Source organism: Nocardia sp. NPDC050799, from assembly GCF_040654015.1.
Lineage (GTDB): Bacteria > Actinomycetota > Actinomycetes > Mycobacteriales > Mycobacteriaceae > Nocardia.
In genome coordinates this window covers 28,215-44,346 of sequence record NZ_JBFAHF010000039.1, presented here as the reverse complement: position 1 = coordinate 44,346, position 16,132 = coordinate 28,215, and the positions used below count along the sequence as shown (strand labels likewise).

The 16,132-nt window shown below is 67.1% G+C and carries 11 protein-coding genes; 10 read left to right on the top strand and 1 reads right to left on the bottom strand.

What is annotated here, in order from left to right:
* The first annotated feature begins 10 nt into the window (after positions 1–10).
* Both AB0H42_RS29945 and AB0H42_RS29940 read left to right on the top strand, forming a co-directional pair.
* Complete coding sequence (locus AB0H42_RS29945) at positions 11–835, top strand: hypothetical protein (protein WP_357062225.1); 825 nt, start codon at positions 11–13, stop codon at positions 833–835.
* 299 nt (positions 836–1,134) lie between these two features.
* Positions 1,135–2,277 carry an NlpC/P60 family protein gene (locus AB0H42_RS29940; protein WP_357062224.1) on the top strand — a complete coding sequence of 381 codons (1,143 nt, stop codon included), beginning with the start codon at positions 1,135–1,137 and terminating at the stop codon, positions 2,275–2,277.
* Between the two features lie 213 nt (positions 2,278–2,490).
* Here AB0H42_RS29940 and AB0H42_RS29935 read toward each other — a convergent pair whose 3' ends face one another.
* Positions 2,491–4,806 carry a hypothetical protein gene (locus AB0H42_RS29935; protein WP_357062222.1) on the bottom strand — a complete coding sequence of 772 codons (2,316 nt, stop codon included), beginning with the start codon at positions 4,804–4,806 and terminating at the stop codon, positions 2,491–2,493.
* Positions 4,807–5,215: 409 nt separating this feature from the next.
* On the opposite strand from AB0H42_RS29935, the gene AB0H42_RS29930 reads away from it, so the two are divergent.
* Genes AB0H42_RS29930 through AB0H42_RS29895 form a run of 8 tightly spaced genes read left to right on the top strand, consistent with a single transcriptional unit; the run spans position 5,216 to position 16,074 of the window.
* A complete protein-coding gene (locus tag AB0H42_RS29930) occupies positions 5,216–7,459 on the top strand; it encodes a hypothetical protein (protein ID WP_357062220.1) in 2,244 nt (747 codons plus the stop codon).
* 8 nt (positions 7,460–7,467) lie between these two features.
* Positions 7,468–10,194, top strand: coding sequence for a hypothetical protein (locus tag AB0H42_RS29925; RefSeq protein WP_357062218.1), 2,727 nt, complete (start codon positions 7,468–7,470; stop codon positions 10,192–10,194).
* A gap of 33 nt (positions 10,195–10,227) precedes the next feature.
* Positions 10,228–11,715 carry a PPE domain-containing protein gene (locus AB0H42_RS29920; RefSeq protein ID WP_357062216.1) on the top strand — a complete coding sequence of 496 codons (1,488 nt, stop codon included), beginning with the start codon at positions 10,228–10,230 and terminating at the stop codon, positions 11,713–11,715.
* Complete coding sequence (locus AB0H42_RS29915) at positions 11,712–12,086, top strand: YbaB/EbfC family nucleoid-associated protein (protein ID WP_357062215.1); 375 nt, start codon at positions 11,712–11,714, stop codon at positions 12,084–12,086. Before AB0H42_RS29920 ends, AB0H42_RS29915 begins: the two co-directional genes overlap by 4 nt.
* Positions 12,083–12,769 carry a hypothetical protein gene (locus AB0H42_RS29910; protein WP_357062213.1) on the top strand — a complete coding sequence of 229 codons (687 nt, stop codon included), beginning with the start codon at positions 12,083–12,085 and terminating at the stop codon, positions 12,767–12,769. Before AB0H42_RS29915 ends, AB0H42_RS29910 begins: the two co-directional genes overlap by 4 nt.
* A gap of 17 nt (positions 12,770–12,786) precedes the next feature.
* Positions 12,787–13,155, top strand: a complete 369-nt coding sequence (locus AB0H42_RS29905; RefSeq protein WP_357062212.1) for a hypothetical protein — start codon at positions 12,787–12,789, stop codon at positions 13,153–13,155.
* 27 nt (positions 13,156–13,182) lie between these two features.
* A complete protein-coding gene (locus AB0H42_RS29900; protein WP_357062210.1) occupies positions 13,183–13,488 on the top strand; it encodes a hypothetical protein in 306 nt (101 codons plus the stop codon).
* Positions 13,489–13,497: 9 nt separating this feature from the next.
* On the top strand, positions 13,498–16,074 hold the full coding sequence (locus AB0H42_RS29895; RefSeq protein WP_357062209.1) for a hypothetical protein: 2,577 nt from the start codon (positions 13,498–13,500) through the stop codon (positions 16,072–16,074).
* The last annotated feature ends 58 nt before the right edge of the window (positions 16,075–16,132 follow it).

The following is a 16,132-nucleotide window of genomic DNA, read 5'->3' as shown; positions in this document are numbered from 1 at the left end:
GGGCGTGACGATGGCAGACGGATCGAGTTCGGACGGCTACAAGGGGCCGATGCGGGTGATCATCGTGGTCGCTGTCCTGTTGATCTGCTGTTGTGGTGGCGCGCTCACGGCCGTCGGGGTCCCACTCGGGGAGATGATGTCGGTTGGTAAGAGGCACTACGACTCGCAGTGCGATATCGCGCTGGGTCCGGAGCCGGGCGCGTCGACGTCGGCCACCGCCACCACGACCACCACGCCGGTTCCGGATGCGGTCGCGCGGCAGCAGCGGCCGGAGAAGAACCCCTATGCGGAGTTGAACTTCGACCCCGCCGATCCGAACGTCACCGATCGAGATCTGGCCTGCGCGTCGGCTATGAAGACGGCGCCGATACAGGACGAGCCGTGGCAGGAGTTCAATACCGGGCCTGCTGTCTCGTGCGCTGCCGACCTGGCGCTGCGCTATCCGGAAGCAGGGGGTACGCCGGCGATGGCCGATTACGCGCGCGATGTGATCTACAGTGCCTCGATCGCCGGATCGACCGGACAGTGCGCCCCGACCCGGGCACCGGCGCCGGTCGTGGTGGAGAACTGCGGTGACCCCACCAGAGTGGTGGCGTCCGTGATATTGCCGGCAACGGTCGGCGAACAGGGTTACTGCGGGCAACTGGTCGACCCGAAAGCGGCCTCTCCCGGGGACCTGGTGTTCTGGGAGTACATCGACCGCCGCGCGACCCGGGTCGGCATCGCGCTCGGGCCGGGAGAGCTGGTGACGGTGGACAGCGGTAGGTTCGTGCGTCTCCGCCTTCCCGAGGGCGCCGAGGTGCAGATCAAACGGGTGTTGGGGGATGCCGCGTGACCAGTGCGGAAATCGGTCCGTATTCGATAGAGATCGATCTTGTCGGCGAGGAACGGGACGGCGGGGACACTCAGCCGGGGGAGCCGGGGAAACCCGGAGAGCGTCGAACCGGGGGTGGCGGAAGGAACGGCTCGGCGCCGGTGGCGCCCTCGCCACCGCCCGGCGCGCAGCCTCCGAACGGTACCGCTCCTCCGGCGGCTGGTTCCGCGTCTGGACCCCCCTCGGCTCCTGCCCTCGCGCCCGCGCCCGGTGCGGCGGTATCTCCGCCTCCGGCCACGCCGCCCGCTGCCCCGGCCCCCTTGGCCGCGACCACGACCGCTCAGGCGCCGCCGCCGGTAGCCGCGCCGGCGCCTGCGCCTGCCCGGGCCGAGGACCGGCCGGAACCCGAACCACTGGTCGACCCGGAGGCCGTGGCCCAGATGGCGCCCATGGCGATGATGGCCGGCGCCGCTCTGCTGCCGATGATCGGTTCGGCGCTGACGGGTCTACTCGGTGGTGGTTCCGGTACTGGTGCGGTGCCCACCGCGGCGGCCGGCGGCCCGGCGATGGATCCGGAGTCCCAAGAAGCCATGAAGGCACTGAATGCTCTGGAGTCCGTCTACGGCGAAGGGGAGCCGACCGACCCCGGAATGAAGAAACTGCGGGACCGGGCCGCCGACTCGGACGCGGGCAGTGGTGACGGTCCGCAGATGGTGAAGGCCAAGCGGTTGTTCCAGGCCAATCGTGCCGCCGCCTTCAACAACCTGGACACACAGTTCGTCAACTACCTCAACACGCTCGGAACCTCGAACAAGGTCGACCAGAACGCGGTGCGGCGCTTGCTGAAGATGACGAACGAGGCGCTGGCCGAGCTGGGACCGACGGCCTATACGAAAGAGGGGCAGCAGAAGGTCCGCCAGATCCTGACCGCGGCGCTGCAGACCGCGCACAAGATCGTTTCCGGGGGTACGGCGAACAACGGTGATACGGCCTCGGCGATCAATCAGCTCACCAACCAGTATCTGTACAACATCATCGGTAAGCCGTTGCCCGGGGGAGTCAAGTTCACCGCCGCGGCCGCGGCCGCGACCGTCCAGGGCGGTTCGGAGCGTGCGCAATTCGCGGCCAAGACCGCACTCGCCCAGATCGGTGACCCCTATGTGTGGGGCGCGGAGGGCCCGAACAGTTTCGACTGTTCGGGTCTCACCCAATACGCCGCCAGGCAGGCGGGCGTGAACATCCCGCGGGTGGCCAATGATCAATACCGGCAACTGCCCGCGGTGAATCCCGGCGATATCCAGCCCGGTGACCTGATCTTCCCGTCGACCAGCATGAAGAACGGTCAAATGGGTCACGTGATGATGTATATCGGTAATGGTCAGGTGGTCCATGCGCCGAGATCCGGTGAGGACGTGAAGATCACGACCCTCCCGCGCAACTACGAAGCCCGCCGCTTCGCCTGAGCACGGGCGCGGCCCGGTGGTCGGATCCGCCGGGCCGCTTCGCGACCGATAACGAATTCCGGGCCCGCCCTGCGCTCGGACCGCACATTGCGGGCGAGGACCCGGCGAGTACGGCGACCGGCCGCATTCGATCCGGCCGCAGTGATCGCATCGTGCAGGGCGATATCGGAAACCGCGGGGCCGCTGCGGGAACCCCCGCAGCGCAGACCGTTCTTACGGATCCCAGGGATCGAGGCCCGATTCCGGGTCCATGTGGTCCAGATTCGCGAGCCGGTGCGACCACTGCATGACCCTCCGGCGGTTCATATCTGTCGGGTTGGCCTCGTAGGCGTGTGCGGCCTGCTGGAAAGCTGTCGTCACCTCGGTGGCAATAGTCCAGCGGGTGCCTCGGCCGACCGAGTTCCATTCGTCCGGGGTGATGGCCGCGCGCAGTGCGACGTCGGAATCCCAGTGCTGCCGGACCCGGTTCACGAACCCATGGTTGACCACCGTACCGGGTGGGGGTGCGTTGGTGTGCCGGGCGAAGTTGTCCGCCGCGACGACCGCCTGCGAAGCGAATGCGTGGCGCAACTCGATCGGATCGGTCGGCCGCACGTGATTCTCGATCGCCCGGGAGGCAGCGAGGGCTTTCTGTAGCGGACCCCAGCCGAAGGGGTTCGACGACATACTGGACTTCTGGGCCGCTGCCGCGCGAAGCGCATGGGACACCATGAAATCCGGTCCACCGGCGGCTATCAGCGCCGAGGCCATATTACCGTCCGGGACCCGGTTGTCACCGAGGCCGTCCAATGCGTTGGCGATGCCGGCGGCGGTCCCCATACCGCCGACCTTGTCCGCTCGGGTTTTCGCCTTGCGCAGCCAGTTCGCCCGGGAATAGTCGCCCCATTGGTAGGTATCCATCCGGGAATCCGCGGTGATCATATTCGCCAGGTCGGAGCGCTTCCTACCCCGCGCCAACGGGCTGAAGGGGCTCGGTGTGGCGGCCATCAGCCACGCGGTGACGGGCGAACTGTTGACGGTGTTCAGGGCGGCCATGGCGGCGAGGCCGCTCAGCGATCCGCCGCCACCGCCGCCACCGCCACCGCCACCCATACCCATCCCGAGCGCGGTACCACCGCCGCCCCCCGAGCCGGACTGGCTGCCCTGGATGGCCAAGGAGAACCGGTTCGCGACCCAGTCGTTGCCACGGGACAGGCTCCGGTTGAGCCGCCGGATCTGCGAGATCGCCACGATCTCCACGACACAGGCGATGACGATGACCGACATCACCTGCCCCCGCGCCTGGTCGAAGAGGTTGCTCATGAACAGGATGTAGATACCGAGAAAGATCGTGAACACGGTCATGCGAGCGGCGGCGATCAGTCCGTCGACGATATTGCGCACCAGGAAGGTCTGCGTCGGTCCGTAGATGAAACCGCCTGCCGCGAAGCCGAATATGGACATGAAGCCGTGGTAGATCGTGTTCATGGCTGCCTTCATGACCTTCAGCCCGAGATAGACAGCGAAGGCGAGCAACAGCGTCGCGCACACCAGCAGGATGATTCCGGTACCTACCTGGCCCATCGACGGATTATCGGCCCGGGAATACGCGGACCCGTTACCGCATTGCTTGATTCCTTTGAGAATATTGTCGTCCTTGCCCGAAAGCACGCCCGAGGACCACGCCGACTCGCAGGCCGCATAGTTGTCGACAACCTCGCCGAAGTTCCACACCTGAACGGGTTTACGGGCGAAATTGTCCGCCAGGTCTTCCTGCATGGTTTTCACCAGCAGGACCGGATTGGGGTTGCTGTCACCGGTGAGCCCGGCCGCGACCGAGATGCCCACATCCCTGCCCTGGGTGAGCAGGCCGTCGGAGGACAGGACATCGGCAAGGGGTTCGGCGAGGAAGACCGGACCGATGATCGCGACACCCAGCATGGTGATCACCTGCATGGTGGCTTTGCTGGGAAAACCGCGGACGATGAACCAGGCCACGAAGAAAGTGCCGATCGTCGCGGCGGTGATCAGCATCATCGGGGTGGCGATCTGATGGGACAGCGCGGCGGCGACACCGTTCAGCGCGTTGGCGAACATATCGAGCCAGGTGAAACCGAAGGTGAAACCGACGATCCAGATGGCTGTGGTCACGATGGCCATATAGCCGACGAACTCGAGGCCGAGCAGCGTCCACAGCACGGTGTAGCCGGGATTGATCAGACTGCCTCGGTTCGAGGCGAAGGTGTAACTCGACAGCGGTACGCCGTTGGAGTCCGTGATGTTCATCCAGCCCAGGCCGTCGATCTGCGATACACCACTGCTGACCTGGGCAGTCGCTACAACACCGACTATTCCCGGAAATACGACGAAGAGAAAGAGGATACCCAGGACCCACAGTGTTCGCCGATGCCACGGATGCTCGGCGAGCCAGTCCCGGGCCCTCCGGACAAGGGTGTCGGGGTAGTACCGTAAAGGGTCCCAGCCGGTGTCGTCGGCGCGGCGACATCGGAGTTCGCGAGCGTGCCGGGAAGGCCGGACCGGCGCCGTCATACGGCACTCACCACCGGATACCGGTGAGATCCCCCGGTGGTGGAGAGATGGGCGGCGATACGGCGGAATTGTCGCATGAGTAGTTCCCGGCGGCCGTTCGCCGGCCGGGAAAAACGCAGGTTCATCCGGTTGTTCCTCCTGCGCCTGAATCCGGGCCTCGTTGGAAAGAGGGCATCGTGGTGCACATCAGTTTACGAGTCGCTGACTCGATGATGACGTGTCGTACCAGGTCACCGCTTCCCCCCGGTGGGAATCCCCGACAATGGGGTCTGTCAGGAAGGAGAGGCGCGCATGGTCGGCTGCCGGTGTCTGCGATCACGGTTCGGCCGGTCCGCAGTGCCTGGCCGCAGCGCGGATGTCAACCGCATGACGCCGACACCGAGCGTCCCTGCCATCGGCAGGTGAGGCCGTGGCTCTCTGGGACGGAGTAGGTGACTTCTTCAGCGAACACGGTTCCGATATCGCGGTAGGCGCCGTGAGCGTGGCCGGGTTCGCAGTCGGCGGGCCCCTCGGGGCAGCGGTGGCCGGAGGTATTGCCGGCGGGGTCGCCGCTGGTTTCAAAGACGAGAACGTCCTGATGGGAGCCGGTCTCGGTGTCGCGGGTGGGCTGGTCGGCGGCCTGGGCGGCGTCGCGTTCAGGGGCTCGGCCAAAGGGATTGTGGGTGGGCTGCTCCGCCAAGGGCACTCTCTGGATATCGCCCGGGGAATGGGCGGCAGTGTGGACAGAATCGCCTTCGAGAGGTCGGGGCTGTTCGCGAAGAGGATTCCCGAGTTACTCGGGGGCGCACACTTGTCGCCCTGGAAGACTTATGTGGGTCTGTTGAATACGGCCTTCACTCCGTATTTCATGGACGTGATCGAGAATGCTCCGGACGATATCCGGAATAAATGGTACAAGTACATGGGGTATCCCGACATTCCACTGATAGATATCAGTGAGGAGGAGCTTTCCGCCATCCCGGACAAGATGCCCCATATCATGATGCCCGACCCGGCTCGCCTGCCGAAGGAATTGGAACTGACCGCGCCGGTCGAGGCGAACTATCGCACCCTACCCACCGCCTACGCGGGCTACTGGAACAGCTTCGGGGAGAAACCGGGCAAACTCGACCCACCGAAGGAACTGACGGTCGGTGACATCTCCGGAGAGGACAAAGCCGGGATCGCGAACTATCCGCGGAAGGTCGAGAAGATGCGGAGCCGACTGGCGGAACTGCGGTCCAAGGCGGCGAAGGTCGAGGAGGCGAGCGAGCAGACCAGCCGGCTGTGTGCGGCCGGCCGCGGGGATTTCGCCCAGGCGGTGAAAGCGCTCACGGGGTTTGCCGGACTGGATGCGCGGGATATGAAGCGTATCGGCGTACTGTTCTCCGACTACTCACAAGAAACGAGCGAGTACACAGGTCAACCGGTGTTCCGGATCGACCCGACCGGTCTGGGCGCCGGCCCGCCGAGCGAGGACGTATACGCGATGGTGCTCGTCGACGCAGCTTACGGGAGTGCTGCGGCAATACTGTCGTGGTACGCGGAGGCTTTCGAGGCGCTCGGTGCGAGAACCGAGTCCGAGAAACCGACCGCCGAGAAACCGACCGCCGAGCAGAGCGGACAGAATCCGGCGTCCACAGCGACCACCCCCACGAACAACGGCAACGATCCCTACTATGACGCCGCGGCCGCCGCCGGCAACCGGATCTCGCCGACCGCCCGGACGAGCCCGTCCACGGTTCCCGCGCCCACCCCCTGGGATCTCACTGGTGACACCGGTTCGGGGTCCGGCTCCGATCGCAAGGTCACCGATGATCCTGTGGGCGGTGCCGCCGATGGGCTCGGTACGGCCACCACCCCGCCCGATGTCTCGTCGGTTGCCCCCGCACCGGTACCCGCGGTGTCTGCCGCCGGGAACGAAATGGGATCAGTACTGAAATCGATGATGCTCCCGCAGCTGATGCAGGCCTTCCTGGGCCGCAACCGCCCAGGGGCCGGGACGGAACCGGAGAAGGACCACCGGGATGTGCGGGAACGGCCCGAGGACTTCGCGGCCCCGGCGCCCGTGCCCGCGCCGGCGGCCAACGGTGTGCCCGCCGCACAGCAGCCGGGAAACCCGGCAGCCACCGCACCCAGCGGCGAGACCAGGCCCGCTGTGGCTCGTCCCGATCCCGGGCGGCCGCCGGGGAATCCGGTGCCCGCGACCGCTCCCGACACCAAGGGCACCGTGGTCTACACCGTCCCCGACGGCCGGACCGTAGAGGTGTCCGCCGTGGTGGCACGTGGGCTGGACGCGGCATTCGGTGACGCCTCGGCTACCGATGCGCGCGCGGCGTACACCGGCACACCCGCGGAGTGGACCGATCCGAAACGGATAGGGCGCCGAATCGATCCGAGCGAGTCGGTGACCGGCGATGTCGGCGTGTGGGAGGAGCGGACCGCAATACTCGTCCAGTTCGACGGCCAGGACGTACTCGAGGCGGTGGTCGACGGGGCGCTGGTAAAGGTCACCGAGCTGTCGCAGATGCGTGACGGCGCGGGCGACTTCGGCGGATTCGTCGGTATCTTCCACCCGCCCGGTATCGAGAAGGTGGCGGACGAGGCCGCCGCGACCGCCGTTCCCGGTGCGCCCGCCGACCAAACCGGCTCCGCCGAATCGGCGTCTGTGTAGGAGGCTAAATGGGCAACGACTTCTGGAGTAGTGTCGCAGGGTTTGTGGTCGACGTCGGTGTGAGTTACGGAATCGAACACGGCTTGAAGGGCCTCGATCGCGGCCCCATGAAACATCTCCTCGTCGGTGCGGCCGCGGGTGGTGCGGGCGGGGCATTGGGCGATGCGGTCGCCCACGGGGGCTTCAGCGGAGATACCTGGGGGGCGGCCTTCTACGGTGCGCTCGGTGGTGCGGGCGGCGCGGGTGCGGAGCGATTCGTTTCGTGGAGGCTGGCGAAAGGGAAAACCGCGGCCGACAATGCCTCGGCGGAGGCGGGCTCGGCCAAGTCGACCGCTGAAGCGGAGCGCAAAAGCCTGGAGGACGCGGAAAACGCGCGTACCGCCGCTCGAACGGATCTGGACCAGGCCGAGGTGGCCCTCAGCGCGGCGAACGCAAAGGTCGGCCCGCTGGAAAGAGAGGTCGCTGATCTGAGGCGCCAGGCGGAGGCGGATCCGAGCAACGAATACTACAAGGAGCGATTGCGCCGGGCGGAGGACGAGTTGGCGGCCGCGAGAAGTGCTGCCGACTCCGCCAAGACGGTACGTGACAAGGCGAAAGAAGGTCTCGACCAAGCGGGCGACAAGTTCAACGAACTGAATGCCAAGCGGGGCGACCTCGACAATGCGAAGAGCGCGGCGGAGGACGCCTCCAAAAAGGCCGAAGCTGCGGCCAAGGCCGCGGGTAAGAAAGTCGACGACTTCGGCAAGTATTACCACGGCACCTTGGTCGGTCTCGGTTCGTGGGGTGCCATGATGCTCAACGAGCACGGCGCGCCCTGGTCTTCCGACGGGTCCGGCGGAGATCAGCCGGGCGCGGCGGTGAACAGGGTGCCCTTGATGTGGGACGGCTACCAACCCGCCGCGACAGCGGGGTTGATGGGCCGGCCACCGTTCGAGCAGGGCTCGTCTCCGCAGAAGGGGCAGGGTTTTCTGCTCCGCCCGGAGGGGCTGAATCCCAGTATTGCCCTGTGGTACGGCGGCCCTTCCAATTCGTTCGCGTATTCGCTGGTGGATACCTATGAGATGTTCGGCGATCTGAAGAAGAAGGAAGACCTGAAGGTCACGCCGATTCCGGCGATGCCGAGAACGGTGCAGAACCCCGCCGGTTTCAGCGCCAAGGGTGGCGCCACCTATAAAGACTTATCGCTCTCGCTCAACGAGGCGGGCAAGAAGCTGACCGACACGCAGCAGAGCGTGGTGAATGTACTGCCGACCGTGGAGGAGATCAGCAAGCGCGGCAAAGAGAACGTCGGCAAGCTCATCGTCGGCGTGAACAGGTTCATGGTGGAACGCCTGCAGACCGGCTCGGACAAGGAAGTTCTCGTCGTACTGGGCCAGGGATTCACCGAGCTCGCCAACGAGATCCAGAATGCCGCGCAGGCGAACCAGAATCTGGCCGGTGGCATCCAGAACCCGACCGCGGCGCAGGACGCGGCCGCGGCCCAGAACCTGGCCAACTCGGTCGGCAACTATGCCGGCCGGATGAACAGTGCGGGTTACACCCCCGACAGTTCGCAGATCGGGGTGAACAACCCCTGGGACCCGGGCAACCTCGGTACCGGCAACGCCACCACTCCGGATACCTCGGCTCTGAAGGACGCCACCGAAAAGTTCCGGAACCAGGCCGAGAACCTGGCGGGTGCGGCGAACACCCCCTCGAACCTCGACCCTGTCTCCTACGACCCGGGTGCCGCCTTCAACCCGGGCGCCTCCCAACTGGGGTCCGCCGGATCGATGGGCGCGATGGGCGCGATGGGCGCGATGGGCGGGATGGGCGGCTTGATGGATATGATGTTGCCGCTTCAACTCATGGCCCAGCAGAGGGCCATGCGGGAGCAGGTGGACAGCGGTATGTCCGACCGGATGGACGATCTCGATTCGTCCCGTTTCGACCAGGCCGCCGTCCCGACCCTGCCACAGGCGCAGCAGCCGGTAGGGACCACCCCGTGGTCGAATCAGGCGGCCGCGAACAATGCCGCCGCGACCCCGGCCCAGCCCGTCGCGCACCACCCGGCCGGGGCCCCCAACGGCGCCACCTCCACTCAGCCCGGCACCGCGGTGCCGAAGCGGGTGCCCGGGGATGACGGTCTGGTGCCGTACCAGTTCCCGAAGGGGGTCCAGCGCATTCCTCTCGCTGTGGCGCAGGCGTTCGACAAGGCGTTCGCGAACAAGAGCGATACCGATGCCCAAGCCGCGTACCAGGGGACCGCGGGGGCGTTCACGGATCCGAAGGATATCGGCCCCGCTGTCGATCCGTTCCAGCTGGCCACCGGCGATATCGGCACCTGGATCATCCGGCAGCCGAAGAAAGAGTCGCAGCAGGCGGAGCCGGTGCCCGCGCAGGCCGGCAGCGAAGGGCAGATCCAGCCCGCCGCGATGGTCACCGTCGGCGGCGACACCGGAGAGAAGAAGAGCGAGCCGGATACCGGCTCGAGCGGGGACCCGAAATACCGGACCGCCATCCTGGTCGTATTCGGAGAAGGGGAGAGTGGCACCGTGGAAGCCGTGGTGAACGGGGAGCTTCGGCAGTTCGAGGCGGAAATGTCGGATACTGAAGGTGACTTCGGTGAGTTCGCCGGGTTCAAGCACCCGAAGGGTGTGGAGGCCGCGGGCGACAAGGGCCAGGACAGCGAGACGATGGCGACATCCGGAGACCAGACCACGGCCGATATACCGGCGCTCACGATGCCGGTCTAGTGGATGTGCAGCCACGGTGAGAGGAGATGAGACATGCCACTGAATGTCGATCTCGGTGAACTGGTGTCCGTCGCGGGCCGATCGGCAGACCTGGCGCGGGTCACCGGGGCCGCGATGCCGCGTGAATGGGTGCTGCCCGCAGGGGCCGATCCCATTTCGGCACAGGCGGTTCCGCAGCTGAACGCGCAGGCCGCGGCGCTGTTCAATGCCACCATCGGGGTATTGAACAAGATCCAGCGCGACGCCCATCGCGTCGGTGCGGCGGCGACCGAGTACTCGACGGCCGACGACGAGGGCGCCCGCCTGGTCAACGCTTCGGGAGGTGAGCTGGTCGCCAACCCGGTACCGGCCGTGGAACCGGTGGGGTACCGCCGGGTGCCGGAAGGACTGAGCAGTATGCCCGTGGTCACCGGCGACCCGTTGACGCTCGCCAAGCAGTTGCACAATGGCCCGGGGCCGGAGCCCGCGCACCGCTTCGCCGATTCGATACGACTGTTCAATGTGAGTTCCCGGACCCAGGCCTCCGCCGATATGGATAGTGCGAGTTCGATCCTGCAGAATTGGACGCCGGTGGGGACAGAGGTCGCCCAGCGATTCGTCACGTATCGCGGCTGGATGGACCATTTGGGGGACGCGATGGAGAAATTGGCGCAGGGGGCCGATGACTACGGCAGCGCGTTTTCCCGCGCCAAGGCCAAACATCCCACGCCGGAAGAGATCCTGGCCGCGCGAAAGCGAATGCTGGCCGCGGCACGTGCGAAGAACGAAGCCGCGCTGGCCGCCGCTACCGCGGAATACAACGAATTGAACGTGCGATCGGGCGAAGCCGCGGGGTCCTACGCCACGGAAACCGGTACCAGCATCGCGAATTCGTCGGAGGGTACGGCCGCCGCGACGCAAACCGGTTCCGGAGGTTCCAGCGATTCGCTCTCCCAGATGCTGCCGATGCTGATGCAAATGATGCAGCTCGGTGGCAACGGCCTGGACCAGGCCGACGACATATCCGACGACGACTGGTACGACGATTCCTTCGACGATTACGGACTCGGGGATTACGGGATCCCATCGTTGGGAGGTCCGTCCGGCGGGTCGCCGTCGCTGTCGCCGTCATTGCCCGGCAGCACGATTCCCAGTGCGGCCGATGTCCAAGTGCTGTCGGCGACCACCTCGATGCCGTTGGCCGCCGCAACCGGCGGCAATGTCGGGTCGCCGGCCCGGTTACCGCTCGGTGACGGCGCCGGAAGCGCAGCCGGTACCGCCCGCGGTGCCGGTGTCGGCGCCGGCGCGCCCATGATGCCCATGGGGGCGCCTATGGGCGGGGGGATGGGTGGTGCCGGCGGCGGTAGCGGTAACGAACGCAACCGAGTGGTCGCCTGGCACCCCGACCGCTTGATGTACGTCGACGACACTCCGCACACCGAACCCGTTATCGGGGAACGGCCCACCATCGCGCCGACGGTCACTCAGCCGACCCCGACGCCGGCCAATCAGGCCCCGACCCGATCCGGAGGTAACGCATGAGCATCCACCCAGACGTGCAGGCCGCGCTGGACGCGGCCCGCGAATTACGGCATCGCATCGCCGATATGCGGGAGCGTATCGACGATGTGCGTGCCCGGCGGCCCTCGCCCAGCGGCACCGTCATCCCGGAGGTGGACGCGATGGGGCGGCTCACCAGCCTCTACCTCGCGCCGGGCACCGCGGGCCGGTTCACCAGCGAGGAACTCGCGGCCGAGATCATGGCCGCCATCCGGGAGAGCACACGGGATGCGGCCCGGCAGTATCAGGCGATCATGGAAACCGTGATCACCGAGAACAGTGCGGCGGACGGCGCGGCGGACGGCGCGGCGGACAGTCGTGAGTCCGCCGGTATCGCCGAGGCGGTGCGGTGACCGGTACCGAGGCCGCGGAGGCGGCGGACGATTCGGTCTCGGCCGCCGATGCCATCGGCTGGCTGCACGAGGAAGGTCTCACGCGCCTGGCCGCGCTGGGTTCCGGCGCGCCGAACCCGGCCGTCGCCTTCTCCGTCGATGTCTCCACCGGCATCGTCACCAAATATCCGGCCGCCAACGGCGGAATCGGGGCCGATTCGAGCACGATCGCAGCCGATGACCTGCCCGCTCCGCTCGACAGCTCCAATCGGCTCGTGGTCGTCGGTATCACCAGCTCCGACCAGATATTGGTGGTCGACCTGGCCGGGTCGCTGGTCCTCGGGATCAACGGTGACCGGGCCGAACTGGCCGCACGGTCCTGGGTGATGCAGTTGCTGCTGAACCCGGATATCACCGTGACCACCAACAGCGCCGATGTGGCGATCGGCAGCAGTCCGCGGTGCCGTAAGAGCTTCATCCCGGGCGGTGGTGGTTCGATCGTCAGTGTGGACGACGGTAATCCACCGGTGACCACGGTATCGATGAACTCCGATGTCGAAGGTTCTGACTATCTGGACCTGCTCGGCGACGGTACCGGTGAAATGTACCTGGGAGCGCGGGTATGGCCGCTGCGGCTGGTGATGACCATCGGCGACGCCGCGTGGTCGGCGCTGTCGGAAACCTTGGACCGGGCAGCCGGATAGATCCGCAGGAGAAGAAGATGAACGACGATTTCGACTACGACGATATCGAAGACGATCAGGACGAAGGTGCGGCCACGACATCCGCGGCCGCCCCGCAGATACACGAGGTGTTCAACCCCGATCACACCGTCGGAGTGGCCTGCGACCGGGACGGTGAGATCGTCGGGTTGCACATCACCGACGAGGCGCAGGACAACGGTGACAGCTGGTTGAGTGCGGAGATACTCAAGGTCGCCGCGCTCGCACATGCCAAATCGCGCCTCGGCCTGCGCCGGGAGATGGAGTCCAACGGCGCTCGCTCCTACACGATCGACTCGTTCGGCCTGCCGACCGAGGCCACCTATCGGACCATGGAAGACGAAGCATTCGGCCTCCGCCCGGCCTGACCCGCACCGGACAGACAGGACACGACCATGGTGAATATCCTCTCCCTCGACGCGGTGAAGGCGATCGTCGGTGACGCCGCCGGGGCGCTCACGGTGATGACCGACGCCGTCGGCACCACGGTGGATTCGCTGGTAGTGCAATCGAAAGCCGGTTCGCCGCTGGACTGTGCCACGACGGGCCTACTGGGAGTGATTCGTGACATCTTCGACGCCGGAGCCTGTGATGTCACCGAGCAAGCCGGAATCACCGTCGAGGCGACCGGTTACGGCACCACCGTACTGTCGAACGCCGATATCGACGGCCAGGCGACCGTGCACTCTGCCGCGGTCTGACCGGACACGATGGCGCCGGAGCAGACGAGTCCGTACTGGGACCGGATCGTCGGGGACCGCTGGCCGCAGATACCGCCGTCGGCCTGGCACGGTTTGGCGGACAACGCTCGTGAGGGTGCCGCGGCCCTGAACCTGGTCGATGTGGAGCAGGCACGGCGGGCGTTCGAACAGACGGTTCAGCAGTCGGTGGGTCTGGCGGAGATCCGGCGGGCGCTCGTGGCGTTGGAGGAAAATCCCCGGGCGTTCGCAGCCGCTCTCTCCGCCGCCGCGGATACCTTCGATACTTTCGGCGATGTGGTCCGGCGTACTCGTAACCAGATTCTCGACGTGGTCGCCGATGCCGCCGACCGGATCGAGCAGGCCACGCGGGGCGACAACAACGACGACGGTACGGAAGGCGACGCGGCCGAGGCCGAAGCCGATCGCCAGGCGACGGACGCCATTCTGGCCGATGCCCGGGGAGATGTGCGCGATATCGTCGCCGCCGCACTGAATTCGCTGGGGCCGCAGGGGCTACCGCGGCTGGACGATATCGCCGAAGCTCTCGGGCAACCGGGACCGTGGCGCAAGGGTGGCGGCGTGCCCGGTGTCGGACCCCGCGGACCCGGAGCCCCCGGCAGGCCCGGTCGGCACCACGATGTTCCGCGCCACCACGGGCCGGGGTTCGAACCGGGACCCTGGGTTCCCGGCCACGATCGGCCCGTGCGACCCGATCCGATCCTCGGGCAGATCCTCATAGATCTGATCGATGACCTGCTACCTCCGCAGCCGGGCCCGACGGTGCTCGGGCCGCCGCCCGCCCTCGACGTGCAACCACCGGTGGGCACCGAGGATATGCCGCCCGCGCTCACGGAGCCGGGCGGGCAGACCGATTCCACTGGCCCGGCGCCCGCGGAAACGAACCCTGCCACCGGGGGGCCCGGGGTGCCGCAGCCGGGAGACAAGGTGGAGAATGCGTCCCCACCGGCCGAAACCAGCGGAGACGGTGCCGAGGCCGGCGCCGATACAGCCGCTGTCGACGAATCCACCGATTCCACCGAATCCACCGAAACCAGCGAATCGTCGAGCACCGAGACCGGCGGCGAGCCCGACGAATCCGCGCGGCCCGACCGTGAGGTCTCGGCCCACGACGGTACCGATACGCCGGAGACCTGGGGTCTTGCCCGGCCCGCCGGTACCTACGCCACGCCGGAGTCCGACGCCGAGAGCGCGCCTCCGGGTGCCGTGCCGCCGGTACTGCCGACGGCGATGGGGCCGGTCGCGGGAACAACCACGGCGCCGGTGGCAACCGGCGCGGGCACCGCGGCTCCGACCAGCAGTCCGGCGGTGAGCGGCCCCGCCGGCACCACTCCCGCGGCGGTGGCATCGGCACAGGCCGGCCGGAGTGCGGTGGGACCGATCGAATCGCAGCGCGGGCCGGGCGCCACCGGTAAAGCGCTCGCTTCCGCGTCCCAGCAGGGGGTCAGCGCGGCGCCCGGTGGAAAACAGCCGGTGCCGGTGCCGGACAGTGATTCCGGTGCCGGGAAGTCCCGGGGGCCGGGCGATCTCGTACAGGAGGCCGTCGGCGCCGCCATGATCTCGGCTTCCGCACCGGCCTTCGTGGTCGGTGAACGCGTCGACGGGGACCTGGTTCTCGCGCGCACACTACTGGGCGGGATTCGTGCGGCCACCGATTCCTGGGTCGTCGGTGTGGACTGGGCAGTCGCGATTCTGCGCCACTCCAGCGGGGTCAGTGCGTTCGTCACGTCGAACGAGGGCCGCGGCTGGTTGCCTGCCCGGCTCCACCTGCCCACCGAAGTGTCGCTGCCGTGGCTGTGGGCCGTATCCGAGGGGTCGGGGTGGGAAGGTACGGCGGACCCCGCTCGGATCCTGGTGGAGTTCGCGATCGCCTGGGGTGCGAAGTCCGGTTCGAAATTATCCGCGCTGGCCTCGTCGCAGCCCATGGATCCGGTGCTCGGCGGGCGGCTCGGCACCGTCGCGCTGGCCGGGTCGGTGGCGGCCTCGGAGACCATGGATCTGCGCAGTCCCGCCCCGGGCATGCTGGATCGCCTGGGGATCACGTCATCGCCCCGCCTGCTCGACCGCGCGGCCAAGGTCATCGATCGCGATATCGCGCTGCGCTGTCTGGAGCTGGCGGTCGACGCGCATATCCGGGTCCAGCGCGCGGAACTCGCGACGGTGGACACGATGGAGGCGCCGGAGATCAGGCTGCGGATCCTGCGCGCGCTGCGCGACGGCCGCGAGTTCGCCGACAGTTGGTGGGAGGAACTGCAGGATGCAGACGATCTGATCGCCGCGACCGTGCTCGGACACCGCGCCGACACCAGCCGAATCGGACTCGGAGAACTCCGTTCCGACGCGGCCGATCTCGATCCGGGCTCGGAATTGTCGATATTGCGCGCCCTCACTTTTCAGCGCCGCTGCAACGAGTTGGTTCTGCTCATGGCGGAGGAGAGATCGCGCCAGACACTGCGCGACTCGGTGTACGCGCACGCCCAGGTGCTGGGACATCCGCTGTTCGCGGCGCCGCCGGCGGCCCCACCGGCTCCGCGGAGGTCGACGGTCACCACCGGTGATCGGCGGTGAAGAAGGCGCCTCCACCCGACCGTAGAACCTCCCCATAGTTGGGAAGAATCGACAATGA